13 protein-coding genes, 1 pseudogene and 1 riboswitch are annotated in these 15,315 nt (G+C 71.2%); of the genes and pseudogenes, 10 read left to right on the forward strand and 4 right to left on the reverse strand.

Annotated elements, in window-relative coordinates; translation table 11 throughout:
- Both D474_RS0108465 and D474_RS0108470 read left to right on the forward strand, forming a co-directional pair.
- Positions 1-811: class I SAM-dependent methyltransferase (locus D474_RS0108465; protein WP_338045272.1), on the forward strand; the 811-nt coding region annotated here is incomplete at its 5' end.
- A gap of 53 nt (positions 812-864) precedes the next feature.
- Complete coding sequence (locus tag D474_RS0108470) at positions 865-1,455, forward strand: GrpB family protein (RefSeq protein ID WP_017613154.1); 591 nt, start codon at positions 865-867, stop codon at positions 1,453-1,455.
- 70 nt (positions 1,456-1,525) lie between these two features.
- On the opposite strand, the gene D474_RS0108475 is transcribed toward D474_RS0108470, so the two are convergent.
- Positions 1,526-2,962, reverse strand: a complete 1,437-nt coding sequence (locus D474_RS0108475) for an alpha,alpha-trehalose-phosphate synthase (UDP-forming) (protein ID WP_017613155.1) — start codon at positions 2,960-2,962, stop codon at positions 1,526-1,528.
- A 265-nt stretch (positions 2,963-3,227) separates the two neighbouring features.
- Positions 3,228-3,369: riboswitch (SAM riboswitch) on the forward strand.
- Positions 3,370-3,382: 13 nt separating this feature from the next.
- Here D474_RS0108475 and thrC point away from each other — a divergent pair.
- The 7 genes from thrC (at position 3,383) to D474_RS0108510 (ending at position 10,079) form a co-directional block, all read left to right on the forward strand.
- Entirely contained in the window at positions 3,383-4,642 is a 1,260-nt protein-coding gene (thrC, locus tag D474_RS0108480) for a threonine synthase (protein ID WP_017613156.1), read from the forward strand.
- A 56-nt stretch (positions 4,643-4,698) separates the two neighbouring features.
- A complete protein-coding gene (locus tag D474_RS0108485) occupies positions 4,699-4,977 on the forward strand; it encodes a ubiquitin-like small modifier protein 1 (RefSeq protein WP_017613157.1) in 279 nt (92 codons plus the stop codon).
- Between the two features lie 302 nt (positions 4,978-5,279).
- Positions 5,280-6,494 (forward strand): alkaline phosphatase family protein, encoded by a 1,215-nt coding sequence (locus D474_RS0108490; RefSeq protein WP_017613158.1) that lies wholly within the window; start codon positions 5,280-5,282, stop codon positions 6,492-6,494.
- Positions 6,495-6,556: 62 nt separating this feature from the next.
- Complete coding sequence (locus tag D474_RS0108495) at positions 6,557-6,973, forward strand: TIGR03668 family PPOX class F420-dependent oxidoreductase (RefSeq protein WP_026118293.1); 417 nt, start codon at positions 6,557-6,559, stop codon at positions 6,971-6,973.
- A 15-nt stretch (positions 6,974-6,988) separates the two neighbouring features.
- Complete coding sequence (locus D474_RS28015) at positions 6,989-7,345, forward strand: hypothetical protein (RefSeq protein WP_017613160.1); 357 nt, start codon at positions 6,989-6,991, stop codon at positions 7,343-7,345.
- Between the two features lie 286 nt (positions 7,346-7,631).
- Complete coding sequence (groL, locus tag D474_RS0108505; RefSeq protein WP_017613161.1) at positions 7,632-9,263, forward strand: chaperonin GroEL; 1,632 nt, start codon at positions 7,632-7,634, stop codon at positions 9,261-9,263.
- Positions 9,264-9,500: 237 nt separating this feature from the next.
- A complete protein-coding gene (locus tag D474_RS0108510) occupies positions 9,501-10,079 on the forward strand; it encodes a Uma2 family endonuclease (RefSeq protein WP_017613162.1) in 579 nt (192 codons plus the stop codon).
- 63 nt (positions 10,080-10,142) lie between these two features.
- Here the strand turns inward: D474_RS0108510 and D474_RS0108515 are convergent, their stop codons facing one another.
- On the reverse strand, positions 10,143-11,933 hold the full coding sequence (locus D474_RS0108515) for an ABC transporter ATP-binding protein (RefSeq protein ID WP_017613163.1): 1,791 nt from the start codon (positions 11,931-11,933) through the stop codon (positions 10,143-10,145).
- Positions 11,930-13,641 (reverse strand): annotated as a pseudogene (locus D474_RS28020) (ABC transporter transmembrane domain-containing protein). The gene D474_RS0108515 and the pseudogene D474_RS28020 overlap by 4 nt, the downstream one beginning before the upstream one ends.
- 142 nt (positions 13,642-13,783) lie before the next feature.
- Between D474_RS28020 and D474_RS0108525 the strand changes: the two are divergent.
- Positions 13,784-14,659 (forward strand): CPBP family intramembrane glutamic endopeptidase, encoded by an 876-nt coding sequence (locus tag D474_RS0108525; protein ID WP_017613164.1) that lies wholly within the window; start codon positions 13,784-13,786, stop codon positions 14,657-14,659.
- On the opposite strand, the gene D474_RS0108530 is transcribed toward D474_RS0108525, so the two are convergent.
- Positions 14,656-15,075 (reverse strand): NUDIX hydrolase, encoded by a 420-nt coding sequence (locus D474_RS0108530; protein ID WP_017613165.1) that lies wholly within the window; start codon positions 15,073-15,075, stop codon positions 14,656-14,658. The two genes, D474_RS0108525 and D474_RS0108530, sit on opposite strands and share 4 nt — an antisense overlap.
- Positions 15,076-15,315 lie beyond the last annotated feature (240 nt).

Below are 15,315 nucleotides of genomic sequence, written 5' to 3' on the forward strand. Positions count from 1 at the left end.
GAGGTCCCCCAGCGAACGGAGCACCCCCATGCCGCGCACGGCCGACGGCAGCGCGGGCGACGCCGACTACGGCGCCATCGCCCGCGACTACACCGACCACCGCGTCCCCGATCCCCGCATCGCCCGCGCCGTGCACGCGGCCCTCGGCGACGCCCGTACCGTTCTCAACATCGGCGCGGGCGCGGGGTCCTACGAACCGGCCGACCGCGACGTCACCCCTGTGGAGCCCTCCGCGAGCATGCGGACACGGCGTCCGGCGCACCTGGCCGAGGCGGTCGACGCCGCTGCCGAGGACCTACCGTTCGGTGACGGCGCCTTCGATGCGGCGATGGCCACCTTCAGCGTCCACCAGTGGCAGGACGTCCAACGGGGCCTCGGGGAGGTCCGCCGGGTCACACGGGGTCCCGTCGTGCTTCTGACCTGCGATCCGTCCCTGGTCCGGGGGTTCTGGCTCGACGAGTACGCGCCGGAGGTCCTGTCCGCCGAGGCGTCGCGTTACCCCTCCCCGAACGTGCTGGCCGCGGGCCTGGGCGGGCGCGTGGAGACGGTTCGCGTGCCGGTGCCCCTGGACTGCTCCGACGGGTTCAACGAGGCCTACTACGGGCGCCCGGAGGGGCTGCTCGACCCGAGCGCACGTGCGTCGTGCTCGGCCTGGAGCTTCGTGGGGGACGACGTCGTGGAGCGCTTCGCCGCCGACCTCTCGCGCGACCTCGCCGACGGCACCTGGGACGAGCGCCACGGTCATCTGCGCACCACCCCCGAACTGCACGGATCCCTGATCCTCGCGGTGTCGGTGCACGTGCACCCGTAAAGCACGTTCGAGCACACTTGACGCTCGGGGCAAGAAACGACAAGGCTGTTCACATGGCACCCCCCGAACCCCCCGAGCTGCCCACGCGCGGACAGGACCGCCCGGGCCCTGCACTTGCGTCCCAGAACCTCGTCGACGGCCGCGTGCACCTGGCCGAGTCCGACCCGAAGTGGCCCTACCTCTTCGAGCGCGAAGCCCACCGCATCCGCGAGGCCCTCGATGAGCGTGTCCTGCTGCTGGAACACGTGGGCTCGACGGCGGTGCCGGGCCTGATCGCCAAACCCTGCGTGGACATCCTCCTGTGCGTGGCCGACCCGGCCGACGAGGACGCCTACGTGCCCGCCCTCGAGGCCGCCGGTTACACCGTGGCCATCCGCAAGCCCGACTGGCACGAGCACCGCGTGCTCGGAGGGAACCAGGTCAACATCAACCTCCACGTGTTCGCGCTGGAGTGCGAACAGGTCGGATCCCTGCTGCGCCTGCGCGACCATCTGCGCGCAGACGCCGACGCGTGCGCCCGCTACACCGAGGTCAAGAGAGCTCTGGCCGAACGCACCTGGGACCACATCCTGGAGTACTTCGACGCCAAGACCGAGGTCGTCGAAGAACTGCTCGCTCAGGCGGGCGAACGGCAGACCGCCTGAGCCGGGGGCCTCTTGCTGCCGGAGCCGGGTTGTTCGGCGCCGGTATCGGCTCTGGTGACAAGGCCCCCGCTCAGCTGAGCGACCGGATCTGCTCCTGGAACCACCGCCGGGGCGGCAGCGCCACCGCCGCCTCGGCGAGCCGCTTCCGGCGCCCGCGCCGTTCCTCCGACGGCATCGACAGAGCCCGGTCCAGGGCCTCGGCGGTCTCGACGGTGTCGAACGGGTTCACCAGCAGCGCATCCTCACCGAGCTCGTCGGCGGCCCCGGCCTCCCGGGAGAGAACCAGCACCGCGTCGCGCTCCGACAACAGCGGTGCCTCCTTGGCGACCAGGTTCATGCCGTCGCGGATCGGATTGACCAGCAGCACGTCCGCGAGCTGGAACGAAGCCAGCGAACGCGGGTAGTCGTCGTTGACCTCCAGTACGAGCGGCGTCCACTCGGGGGTCGCGAACTCCTCGTTGATCTCCTCGGCCAACCGCCGCACCGTTTCGGTGTACTCGCGGTACTCGGCCACGTCGCCGCGGCTGGGGTAGGCGAAGGCCAGGTGGGTGACGCGACCACGCCACTCGGGGTGCAGGGTGAGCAGTTCCCGGTAGGACTCGAACCCCCGCACGATGTTCTTGGACAGCTCGGTGCGGTCCACGCGCACGATCAGCTTGGTGTCACCGACCAGATCCGAGAGGGTTTCGCGCCGTTCGGCCACCGCGGGTTCGGCGGCGCTGCCCCGCAGGTCCTCCTCGTCCGCGCCCAGTGCGTGCACCCCCACGCCCACGACACGGCCCCCGTGTTCGACAGTGCGGCGTGTGTGGTCGACGTCGGCGCCGAGGAGCTCCTCGCAGCAGCGCAGGAACGCGTCGGCCCACCGCGGACTGTGGAACCCGAGCCGGTCCGCGCCGAGCATGCCCTCGAGCAGCTCGCGCGCCACCCGGTCCGGCAGCATCCGCAGGTACTCCGGCGGTGCCCACGGTGTGTGCGAGAAGTGGGCGATGCGCAGGTCGGGGCGGCGGGCGCGCAGGATCCGCGGCACCAGCGCCAGGTGGTAGTCCTGCACCGCCACACGCGCCCCTTCGGCCGCGCCGGAGACCAGGGCCTCGGCGAACGCGTTGTTGTAGGCGGCGTAGTCCTCCCACAACCGCCGGAACCGTGAGCCGAACGCCGGCTTGTTCGGGGTGTCGTAGAGCAGGTGCTGCAGGAACCACAACGTCGAGTTCGCGACCCCTGTGTAGGCGCCGGAGAAGGTCTCCTCGGGGATGTCCAGCATGTGTACCCGCATCCCGCCGAGGTCGTGGGTGCGGTCCAACCGGGAACCCGGTGCCTCCGCTGCGGCCCTGCGGTCGGCGTCGGACAGCGCCGCGCACACCCAGATGCTGTCGACCTCCGTGGCGACCGACATCATGCCGGAGACGAGGCCTCCGCCGCCTCTGCGGTGTTCCAGGGATCCGTCCTCCGCCGTTCGGAAGGAGATCGGGCCCCGGTTGGCGGCGATGAGGGTCTGGGCCTTGTCCACGGGTCGTTCCTCTCGAAGGCGTGGAGTCTCGCGGGGGATACGCGGGGTACCCCGTATGTCTCGCCTGACTCCCGGCACCCCAAACGTGGCCCACGGGCACGTCACCGGCCCGCAACAGAGCACGTGCACGCGCCCCGGGGCGACCGGGCGCGTCTCACCATGTGAGCAAGAATGTGTAATCCACATCACCGAGCATGGAAAACCCGTCAATGTGTCCGTTACAGTGACGGTGCGGTTCCGACGGGACCAGCACAAAATTTCATATTGCTCATCCAGAGGGGTGGAGGGACCGGCCCTGCGAAGCCCCGGCAACCATCTCAGCATGCGACACTCGCGACCCGCGAGGCGGCTGAGGCAGGTGCCAACTCCGGCCTGGGGTCAGATCGGCCGCCCAGGACAGATGAGGGGAGACGCCTCGCCATGGCGATTGCCGCCGCAGAAAAGACCTCCGCCCGCGCCTTCGGCCCGGGAACCGCACTCTCGTGCCGCGAATGCGGTGAGCGCTACGACCTCACCCCCCGTTTCGCCTGTGAGTTCTGTTTCGGCCCCCTGGAGATCGCCTACGACTTCACCGGCGCCACCCGGGCCGACATCGAGAGCGGCCCCAACAACATCTGGCGCTACCGTTCGCTGCTGCCCGTGCCCGACAACGTGGCCGAGCTGCCGAACATGAACCCCGGCCTCACCCCGCTGGTGCGCGCCGACCGCCTCGGCGCCGAGCTGGGCCTGCGTTCCGTCCACGTCAAGGACGACTCCGGCAACCCCACGCACTCCTTCAAGGACCGCGTGGTGGCCATGGCCGTGGAGGCCGCCCGCACGTTCGGGTTCACCACCCTCTCCTGCTCCTCCACCGGCAACCTCGCCGGCGCCGTCGGTGCGGCCGCCTCGCGCGCCGGGTTCGAGTCCTGCGTGTTCGTGCCCGCCGGCCTGGAGGAGGCCAAGATCGTCATGGCCGCGGTCTACGGCGGCAAGGTCGTGGCGATCGACGGCAACTACGACGACGTGAACCGCTTCTGCTCCGAGCTCATCGGCGACCCCGCCGGCGAGGGCTGGGGTTTCGTCAACGTGAACCTGCGGCCCTACTACGCCGAGGGTTCCAAGACGCTCGCCTACGAGATCGCCGAGCAGCTGGGCTGGCGCCTGCCCGAACAGATCGTCATCCCGATCGCGTCCGGCTCCCAGCTCACCAAGATCGACAAGGGCTTCAAGGAGCTCATCGAGGTCGGCCTCGTCGAGGACCGCCCGTACAAGATCTTCGGTGCCCAGGCCACCGGCTGCTCCCCGGTCGCCCAGGCGTGGGAGGCCGGCCACGACGTGATCCAGCCGGTCAAGCCCGACACCATCGCCAAGTCCCTGGCGATCGGCAACCCGGCCGACGGCCCGTACGTGCTCGACGTCGCCGAGCGCACCGGCGGCTCGGTCGAGCACGTGGACGACGACGCCGTCCGCGCGGGCATCAACCTGCTCGCCCGTACCGAGGGCATCTTCGCCGAGACCGCCGGCGGCGTGACCACCGGTGTGCTGGCCAAACTCGTGAAGGAGGGGCGCCTGGACCCCGACGCCGAGACGGTCGTGCTCAACACCGGTGACGGACTCAAGACCCTCAACGCCGTCGACGCCGGTGTGACCGCCACCGTGAAGCCCTCCGTGGAGGCCTTCACCGCCGCGGGCCTCGCCTGAGCCCCGGCCCTCTTCCGCACCCACCCACACCTGAGAAGCAGAACAGGACCACCGCCATGAGCGCCACCGTCCGCGTGCCCACCATCCTGCGCAGCTACACCGACGACGCCCGCGAGGTGTCGGCCGAGGGCAACACCCTCCAGGAGCTGATCGACGACCTCGAGGCCAACCACCCGGGGATCCGCGCCCGCATCATCGACGACAAGGGCAAGGTGCGCCGCTTCATCAACGTCTACGTCGGTGACGAGGACGTGCGTTTCGAGAAGGGCCTCGACACCGAGATCACCGACGGCTCCCAGGTCTCGATCATCCCGGCCGTCGCCGGCGGCTGCTGAGCCCTCCCCAGACCCTCCGGCGAGGGCCCCGGGCGTACCCCCTGCGCCCGGGGCTTTCGTGTCTCCGGGGCCGTTGTGCATGGCCCCGGCCATGCCGACCGCCCCGCGCCGCGTCCGTAGGCTGGAGGCCAGGGCAGCTGCGCGCGAGGGGAACGATGTCGGCGACAGCGGGGCGCTGCTCGGCGCCGGAATCACGCTGACGACCACCCTGACCAGGGCGGAGGCCGTGGACGCGCTGCGCGAGCGGGTCGCCCGGCGGGTTCCGCGTCGCCGGCCGAACCCCGACAAGGACGGAGACCGCAGTGGACACCCCCCGATCGCACGAGACCGCCGAGCCGACCACACGGCTCGAGACCGACATCCCCTCCTACCGGGGTGACACCCTGTCCGCCGTCACCCCCTCGCTCGCGGCGGCCCTCGGTGTGCCCGGGTACGAGGACCTGCTCGATGCGGGGCGCGTGCGGGGGGCAGCGTTCCTCCTGGTCGACGGGCTCGGAACGCGGCTGCTGGCCCGGCACGCCCATCTCGCGCCGACCCTGGCAGCGCTCGCGCAGCGGGGCTCGCAGTTGCGGTCCGGGTTCCCCGCGACGACCGCCACGAGTCTGGCCTCGCTGGGCACGGGGCTGCCCGCGGGCGGACACGGCATCGTGGGGATGAGCTTCACCGCGGACGGTTTCGGGGACACCGAACCGTGCCCGGCGCTGGAGGCGCTGAGCTGGTGTGCGCACACACCCGAAGGCTCGGTCGACCTTCGCGGGCAGGCCCCGCCGGAGTCGGTCCAGCCCAACGCCACGGTCTTCGAACGCGCCGCGGCGGACGGGGTCGAGGTGTCGCGGGTGGTTCCCGGGTTCCACCACGGTTCCGGTCTCACGCGGGCGCTGCTGCGCGGACCCGGACGGTTCGTGGCGGCCGATGCCCCCGATGAGCTCGTGCCCGGGATGCTGGAGGCGTTGCGCGTTCCCGGGCGGGCGCTGGTGTACGGCTACCACGGGGATCTCGACGCGGCGGGGCATGTTTTCGGCCCCGGTTCCGAGGAGTGGATCGAGGAGCTCGTGCGGGTGGAGGCGCTGGTGTCGGACCTCGCCTCGGACCTTCCCGCGGACTCGGTGCTGGCGGTGGTCGCCGACCACGGGATGGTCCACACCGGGGAGCATCGGATCGACCTGGACAACAGCCCTGAGCTCCTGCGAGGCGTGAGCCGCCTGTCCGGGGAGGCCCGGGTCCGCCACGTGCACACCGAGCCCGGCGCGGCCCCGGAGGTGCTCGCCGCCTGGCGCGAGGTGTTGGGGGAACGGGCGTACGTGGTCGAGCGCGAGCGGGCGATCGCAGAGGGCTGGTACGGGGCGGTTTCCGACCGCAACCGCGGGCGGCTGGGCGACGTGATCGCCGCGGCCCGGGGCGACTGGACCCTCCTGCGCCCGGAGGCCGAGCCGAAGCAGACCTCGATGATCGGCCACCACGGGTCCTGGACCGCCGACGAGCAGCTGGTGCCCCTGTTGCTGCTGCGCCCCGAGTAGCCGGTGTCGCGCCCGGGCTCTGCGGCATTGCAGGGCCCCTGGGGCCGTGCGAGCGTTGTCGCATGAGGTGGAGCGTGGAGCGGGCGCGGGAGGCGTTCGCCGCGAGCCGTGTGGCCCGGCTCGCCACCGTCGACAGCGCGGGGCAACCGCATCTGGTTCCGGTGACCTTCGCGGCCCACGGCGAGACGATCGCGATCGCAGTGGACGGCAAGCCCAAGTCCACGCGCGACCTCAAACGTCTGCGCAACATCGCCGACAACCCGCGGGTGTCGCTCCTGGCCGACGAGTACGACGACGACTGGGGGCGCCTGTGGTGGGCGCGTGCCGACGGTCGGGCGCGGATCGAACACGGGGGAGCCGACTGGGAGTCGGCGCGGGACCACCTCGTCCACCGGTATCCGCAGTACGGGGAGAGGCCGCCGGACGGGGCGATCATCCTGGTGACTGTGTCGCGATGGTCCGGCTGGTCCTTCCGGTGAGCCATTGATCCGGTGGTGACCCTGCCCCCGAGGTTCGCCGGGTTCGGTCTGCTTCCGGAGATCTCCTCGGGTGCGCACGAGCGCATGCTGGCGACCCCGGCCTCGAGGGCGTCCCTGCTGCTGGGCCGTATCACCCAGGACGTCGCGCTCATGCTGGTGCAGTCGGTGCTCGTGCTGCTGCCGATGGACCTGGTGCCCGGGTGGCTGTACACCCTCTCCCGCCTCAACCCGCTGGCCCACGTCGTCGACGCCGAGCGGGCCCTGTTCGCCGGACAGTGGGGAACCGACGTCGCCGTGGGCTGGGTCGTGGCCCTGGTTCTCGTGCTCTCCCGCGTGATCGGGGCCCGGATGGTGCGCCGGGGGTCCTCCTGAGCAAACCCGAACAGGAGCGAAGAACCTTGCTGCGGCGCGTGTTCCCGCAGGTGGAGGGGGAACGCTGAAGGGTCGGGAAATCGTGACCACATCGTTTGCACTCGCCATGGCCGAGTGCTAAAAATAGGAGTGCTTAGCACTCAGTACGCAGGAGTGCTAAGCCGGAGCGAGGCTGCGAGACCGTGGTCGCCGGCAGCAGGGTTGTCGGCACGATCCCGGTCGTCCGTCGCGGGCGCAGGCCTCGTCCCTTCGCGTATCAGCCCGGTCACGGGAGGACAAGAACTCAATGGCAGCCAAACTGATCGCGTTCGACGAGGAGGCCCGCCGCGGCCTCGAGAGCGGCATGAACCAGCTCGCCGAGGCCGTCAAGGTCACGCTGGGTCCCAAGGGCCGCAACGTCGTGCTGGAGAAGAAGTGGGGCGCCCCCACGATCACCAACGACGGCGTCTCCATCGCCAAGGAGATCGAGCTCGAGGACCCCTGGGAGAAGATCGGGGCCGAGCTGGTCAAGGAGGTCGCCAAGAAGACGGACGACGTCGCAGGTGACGGTACGACCACCGCCACCGTGCTCGCCCAGGCGCTCGTCCGCGAGGGCCTGCGCAACGTCGTCGCCGGCGCCAACCCGGTCGGCCTCAAGCGCGGCATCGAGAAGGCCGTCGACCGCATCAACGAGGAGCTCGGCAACCTCTCCCAGGAGGTCGAGACCAAGGAGCAGATCGCCTCCACCGCCTCCATCTCCGCCGGCGACGCCCAGATCGGCGAGGCCATCGCCGAGGCGATGGACAAGGTCGGCAAGGAAGGCGTCATCACGGTCGAGGAGGGCCAGACCTTCGGGCTCGAGCTGGAGCTCGCCGAGGGCATGCGCTTCGACAAGGGCTACATCTCGCCCTACTTCGCCACCGACCTGGAGCGGATGGAGACGGTCCTCGAGGACCCCTACATCCTCATCGTCAACTCCAAGATCTCCAACAACAACGAGTTCCTCCCCGTTGTGGAGAAGGTCCTGCAGGCCGGCCGTCCGCTGATGGTCATCGCCGAGGACGTCGAGCAGGGCGCGCTGCAGACCCTGGTCGTCAACAAGATCCGCGGCACCTTCAAGTCCGTCGCCGTCAAGGCCCCGGGCTTCGGTGACCGCCGCAAGGCCCAGCTCGGCGACATCGCCGTCCTGACCGGCGGCCAGGTCATCACCGAGGAGGTCGGCCTCAAGCTCGAGAACACCGAGCTCGACATGCTCGGCCGCGCTCGTAAGGTCGTCGTCACCAAGGACGAGACCACCATCGTCGACGGCAACGGTGACGCCACCTCCATCGCGGGCCGCGTCAACGAGATCCGCAGCGAGATCGAGCGCACCGACTCCGACTACGACCGCGAGAAGCTCCAGGAGCGCCTCGCCCGTCTGGCCGGCGGCGTGGCCGTCATCAAGGCCGGTGCCGCCACCGAGGTGGAGCTCAAGGAGCGCAAGCACCGCATCGAGGACGCCGTCCGCAACGCCAAGGCCGCGGTCGAGGAGGGCATCCTGCCCGGTGGTGGCGTCGCGCTGCTGCAGGCCAGCGTCCCCGCGTTCGAGAAGCTCGAGACCGAGGGCGACGAGTCCATCGGTGCCGACATCGTCCGCCGCGCCATCGCCGAGCCGCTCAAGCAGATCGCGCTCAACGCCGGTCTCGAGGGCGGCGTCGTGGTCGACAAGGTCAAGAACCTGGAGCCGGGCGTCGGCCTGAACGCCGCCTCCGGTGACTACACCGACCTGTTCAAGGACGGCGTCATCGACCCGACCAAGGTCACCCGTTCGGCTCTGCAGAACGCGGCCTCCATCGCCGGTCTGTTCCTGACGACCGAGGCCGTCATCGCCGAGAAGCCGGAGAAGGCCGCGGCCCCGGCCGCCGACCCGACCGGCGGCATGGGCGGCATGGACTTCTAGTCCGGCCCCGGGGTCGGATACGCGACCTCTCGCCCGCGACGACCGGGCGGTCCCTGCACGGGGCCGCCCGGTTTCGTCGTTCCGGGGGCTCAGCCGGTGCGGAACGCTGTCCGGGGAGGCGCTCCGGAGCTATTCTGCGAAGTGTCGGGTGGGCGGGTGCGTGGCGCGCTACGCTTCCGTCCGGAGGTGCGAGACGAGATGAGTCTGGTGATGACGGAGACCGCCCCAGCAGCGGGGATGTCGCGGTGGGACTACCTTCTCGGCACCTGGCGAGAGCTGGATGTGCCCGACGGTTGGCGGGCCGAGATCGTGGACGATGACGGAGTCGTACTGGTGGCGCCCCCTTCTGACCCGCACAATTACATCGCTGTTCGGGTCACCCGCACGCTGAACAAGGTCCTCCCTGAGAACTGGGACGTGTATCAGACGCTCGGGATCCAGATGGCCAGGATCGAGCGCCTGTACATGCCGGACCTGGTGGTCATGCCCGAAGCGGTGGTGCTGGACCCCGAAAGAACCCCCTGTCCGGCCGACGAGGCCGAGCTCGCCGTCGAGATCGTCTCCCGCAGCAGCATGGACACCGAGCGCAAGAAGAAGGTCTGGGGATACGCTCATGCGCCGGTCCCGCTCTACCTGTTGATCGACGCCTGGGACGAGACCGGGCCGTCGGTGACCCTGTACGAACAGCCGGGGAACGGGCGGTACAACCAGGCGACCACGGTCTCTTTCGGCGAGAAGCTCACCCTCCCCGAGCCCTTCGACGTCGACCTCGACACCTCACGTTTCCCCTTGCCCGATCAGTGGCCCACGGCCTGAGAACCGGCTTCGACCGGGCGGACCCTGCGCGGGGCCGCCCGGTTTCGTCGTTACGGGACGGGCTCAGCCGCCGTGCCAGGCGCGCCACAGGTCGGCGTAGGAGCCGCCGCGTGACAGCAGCTCCTCGTGTGTACCGAGCTCGCGCACCAGGCCGCCGTCGACCACCGCGACCCGGTCGGCGTCGTGCGCCGTGTGCAGGCGGTGCGCGATCATCACGACCGTGCGCCCGGCCAGCACCCCGGACAGGGAACGCTCCAGGTGGCGGGCCGAACGCGGGTCCATCAGCGACGTCGCCTCGTCCAGCACCAGCACCGACGGGTCGGCCAGCACCACACGGGCGAGCGCGAGCTGCTGCACCCGCGCAGGGTCGGGGCTCCAGTGCCCGGAACCCACGGGGGTGCGAAGGCCCTCGGGCAGAGACCGCACCCAGCCCGCGGCGTCGACCGCCTCCAGCGCCGTCCACAGGTCGGCCTCGCCGGCGTCCTCCGAGGCCAGGGTCAGGTTCTCCGCGATCGTGCCGCGGAACAGGTGGCTCTCCTGGCTCAACAGGATCACGTGCGCACGCCGCTGCCGGGGCGGGAGCGAGGCCAGGTCGGCGCCGTCCACCCGCACCCGGCCCGACGTGGGCACGTGGATACCGGCGACGAGCTTGCCCAGCGTCGACTTGCCCGCGCCGCTCGGCCCGACCATCGCCAGGCGCTCGCCGGGTCGCACCGTGAGGTCCACCCCGTGCAGCACCTCCGTCCCGGTGTAGCCGAACCGGACCTCGTGCAGATCCACGCCCCGGCCGCCGACGGTCGGCGCCTCCCGGGGGTCCGGCTGCGGTTCCTGGGCGCGAGCCACCCCCAGCAGACGCCGCATGCTCACGAAGCCCACCATCAGGGTGTCGATCTGGTCGACGAGCTGCTCCACGGGCCGCGCCAGCTGCACGGAGAAGAACGTGGCCGTGGCGACCTGCCCCAGGGTGAGCGCGTCGTTCATGTACAGCACCCCGCCCGTCAGGAACGTCGTCGCGGTGGGCAGCTGATAGGCCGCCTCCAGGTGAGGGAACCACACCGACCGCAGCCACAGCGTGTACCGCTCCGCGAGGTAGGACCGGCGCACTCGTCGGCCGATCTCCGCGCGCTGCCGCCCCTGGCGGCTGAGCGCCTCCACCGTGTGCGCGCCCTCGACGGTGTCGCTGACCCCTTGCGTGAGGTCGGAGTAGGTGGCGAGCTCGCGCATGTAGCCGTCGGGGGCCCTGCGCGCGTACCAACGGGTCGAGATCCACAGCAGCAGGAACCCGGGAACCCAGGCCAGCAGCAGCGCGGGGTGCAGCACCGTCAACGCCGTCAGGATCACCGTGACCGTCACCGCGCCCACGATCAGGTGCGGGAACGCGTAGCGCACCATGTGGCTCAGGTTTCCGATGTCGCGGCCCGTGCGGGAGAGCAGGTCGCCGGGGCCCGCCCGCTCCACCGTGCCCAGCGGCAGGCGCAGCACCGTGACGATGAACTCCTCCCGGAGCTCGGCCAGCACCCCCTCGCCGAACCGCACCGACAGGGCCACCGACACCAGGGTCAGCGCCGCGTTGGCCAGGAACGCCGCCACCACGAGCGCGGCCATGGCGTTGATGTGGCTGGCGCCCCGCCCCTCCCGGACGGCGTCGACGATGAACCCCAGCATCCACGGGGCCGCGAGCGCGCTCAACGCCGCGAGGGCGTGCAGCACCACGACCCACACCAGGGTGGCGCGGTGTTCCCGTCCGGCCCGTGCCAGGCGGGTCCACACGTCGCGGTTGGAGGAGACCGGGAGCCCGTCGGGGCCCGGTTCCGGGAGTGCGGTGGCCGTGGCGGGAAGATCGGCGTGGGTCATGCTTCCTCGCTCGTGGTGCGCAGGACGGTCCGGGTGTAGTCGGGCACGGTCGCGAGCAGGTCCTGGTGCACGCCCTCGGCGACCACCCGTCCGCCGCACACGAGCTGGACCCGGTCGGTGCGGCCCAGCAGCAGAGGGCTGGTGGTGACCAGGACCGTGGTGCGTCCGGTGCGGGCCCCGGGTAGGGCGCGGGCGACGGCGGCCTCGGAGTGCGCGTCCACCGCGGAGGCCGGTTCCACCAGCACCAGCACCTCGGGGTCGGTGGCGAGCGCGCGGGCCAGGCGCAGGCGCTGCTGCTGGCCGCCGGAGTACTCGCGGGCGCGGGCGGCGACCACGGTGTCGAGCCCGGACGCGGTCTGCGCGACCACGTCGTCGGCGGCCGCGGCCCGTACCGCGGCGGTCAGGTGTTCCTCGGGCAGCCCGGTGTCGGGGGAGAGCTCGTCGCGCAGCCGTCCGGAGAACAGGTAGGCGTCGTTGTCGGAGACCAGGACCCGCGTGCGCAGGTCGCGCAGGGGCACGTCGGTGAGCGCGACGGTCCGCCCGGTGCGTTCCTCGACCAGCTCGGCGGTCTCGGCGGGTGTGCCGTTGCGGTAGCGGCCGAGGCGTTCGGCGAGCGCCGCCGCCTCGGCGGGGTCGGGGNNNTGGCGCCGGTGAGCCGGTCGTGCAGGCCGAGCGGTCCCTCCGGGGGAGCGGCCGGATCCGCGGGGTCGGGGTGGTCGTGCGCCAGGTTCAGCACCCGGATCACCCGGGAGGCGGCCACCCGCGCACCGATGTACACCCATGCCACACCGGTCACCCACCGCACCTGCTGTCCCAACAGCCCCGTGTACCCGTAGAAGGCGACGAGCTGCCCGACCGTCAACTCACCGCGCAGGGCCAGGTGCGCGCCGAACCAGACGATGCCGACGAGCAGCAGCCCTGGGTAGAGGGCCTGGGCGCCACGGAGGGCGGCGTCCATCCACCCGACCCGGATCCCGGCGTCGCGGACCTCGCGGGACTCCTTCCGGTAGCGGGCGCCGACGGTCTGCTCGCCGCCCACCCCGCGGAGCACACGGAGCCCGGACACCAGGTCGCCTGCGCGTGTGGCCAGTTCTGCCTGGCGTTCGCGCTGGTGGCGGTGGCGCCGGGAGAGCGGGCGCAGTAGGGGCGCGACCCCCAGCAGGATGAGCGGGACCCCGACGAGCAGCGCGGTTCCGAAGCCGGGGTGTGCGTGCAGGGTCAGGCCGGCGATCGCGCCGATCGAGACCAGCGCGCCGGGCACCATCGAGGCGTTCTCGTACAGGTCGCCGACGCGGTCGATGTCGTCGGTGCCGATCGCGACGACCTCGCCGCCGGGCAGGCGCCGGGTCAGGGTCGGGCCGAGGTCGACGGAGCGGACCACGACCACGGCGATCGTGCGGTAGGCGCCGCGGAGCCAGCTGTACACGGCGGTGCGCTCCGCGAGGATGATCGTGAGCGCGGAGGCGAGGGCGCACGCGGCGAGCACCCCGGACCACAGGAGCAGGTCGCCGACGTCACCGCCGGCCATGCCGGAGTCCAGCGCGGCGCCCAGGGCGGTGGCGCTCAGGACCCCGCACAGGGTGTAGACCCCGTTGACGATCGAGGTGCTCAGGAGCGTGGTCCACTGCTCTCGGGCGCCCCACAGCAGGAAGCGGTCGGGCGAGCGGGTGTCCGGCGGTGTCCGTACCGGTTCGGGTAGTGGGCGCACAGTTTCCTGACCATAGACAGCCCGGTCCCGCGCCGACCACTGATTTTTCGCCGACCCCCGGGAGGGACGGGGGTGCGGTTCAGGGGAGACCGGGGGCCTTCCCCGATGGCGGAACGGCCGCCCAGGACACGAACATGGGGGCATGAGTAACGACCGCGTCCGTGACAGGGACGCTCCCCCCGGTCCTGCACCCGACCGCCGAGCCCCGCTGTTCTTGCGGGTGGCCGCCGTGATCGCCGGCGCCGCGGTGCTCTGGTACGTGCTCCTGCCACTGGTCCGGGAACCGTTCCCCGACGATTCCCAGTTCGGTGTCGCCCGCTGGGCCACGGCCCTGTTCGTGACGGCGACGGCGGTGCCGATGGTGTGGGCGGCCCGCCGGTACCTGGACCGGCGCCCGTGGGACGGGCTGCGACTGACCGGTGCGCGCGAGGGATGGTGGCCGTGCCTGGTGGGGGCGCTCGCGTGGGCGATCCCGGGGTTCGCTGCGATCGGGACGGCTCTCGTGCTCGGCTGGGTCGAGCTCGTGCCCGCGGTCCCCGCCGCGGAGCTGGTGGGTTCCCTGGCCCTGCTGGTGGGTCTGGTGCTGCTGTACGAGGCGCTGCCGGAGGAGTTGATCTTCCGCGGTTACCTGTTCCGCAACCTCAACGCCGCGATGGCGGCCTGGCTCGCGTTGGTGGCCCAGGCGGCTCTGTTCGGGCTGTGGGGGAGCGCTCTGTGGGTGCTCTCGCACGGGTGGGAGGTTCTCGGGGAGAGGGCCGCTCTCTTCTTCTCGATGGGGGTCGTCCTCGGGTGCCTGCGAGTGGTCACCGGCAACGTGTGGACCTGCATCGGTTTCCACGCGGTGTTCCAGGTGACCGCGCAGGCGGTGCTGGGCGGCCAGTTGTTCGAGGTACGGGGGGATGAGGAGGCGTTCATGTGGACACTGGTGGCGCCGTTCGCGTTCGGGGTCCTGGTCGCGATCCTGCTGTGGAGGCGCGACGGGAACTGGCGGGAGAGGGTCGCCGACCCGGTCACCTAACGGACGGTGCCCTCGGCGTGCAGGACCTCGATGAGGCGGCGCACGGCGGGCGCGCAACGGGCGCGATCGGCGTGACCGATCCACGCGAGTTCGGTGATCTCGTGGTCGGCGGCGATGGCGCCCTCGTGCTCGGCTGCGTAACAGATCATGCGCACGCGCGTGCCGGGAGCCTGCGCGTGTGCGATCTCGTCGACCACCGTGACCAGCCGGAAGGTGCCCGAGAGCAGGTGTACACCGACCTCTTCCAGGGCCTCGCGGGACACGGCTTCCTCGTCGCTCTCGCCCGGCTCGCGCTTGCCGCCGGGCACGTAGAGGAGATCCCGTTCCCGTGAGCGCACGCACAACAGGCGTCCATCGCGGACGTGGACCCAGGCGAGGGCGTCGATGACGGGCGGGGTGGTCGGAGTCTGAGGCATATGCACACATTAGGCATCGGTGGTCGTGCTTCGGACGCGGAGGGTTCTGGGTGTGGGGCGGGGGTGGGGGTGACGGGTTTTCCGGGTGCTGGGGTGTTGTGGTGTTGCCTCGGGGGTGGTGGTTCGTCGGGGGTCGGGATCCTAGCCCGGCCGGGCCGTTTCGCAACCCGCGTCGGCGCCACCCCCGGTCCCGTTTTCTTGGCGGGAGGGTGCGGGTGTGGTGGTGGGTCGGTCCCTGGC

The sequence above is a fragment of the Nocardiopsis salina YIM 90010 genome (assembly GCF_000341025.1).
Taxonomy (GTDB): domain Bacteria; phylum Actinomycetota; class Actinomycetes; order Streptosporangiales; family Streptosporangiaceae; genus Nocardiopsis; species Nocardiopsis salina.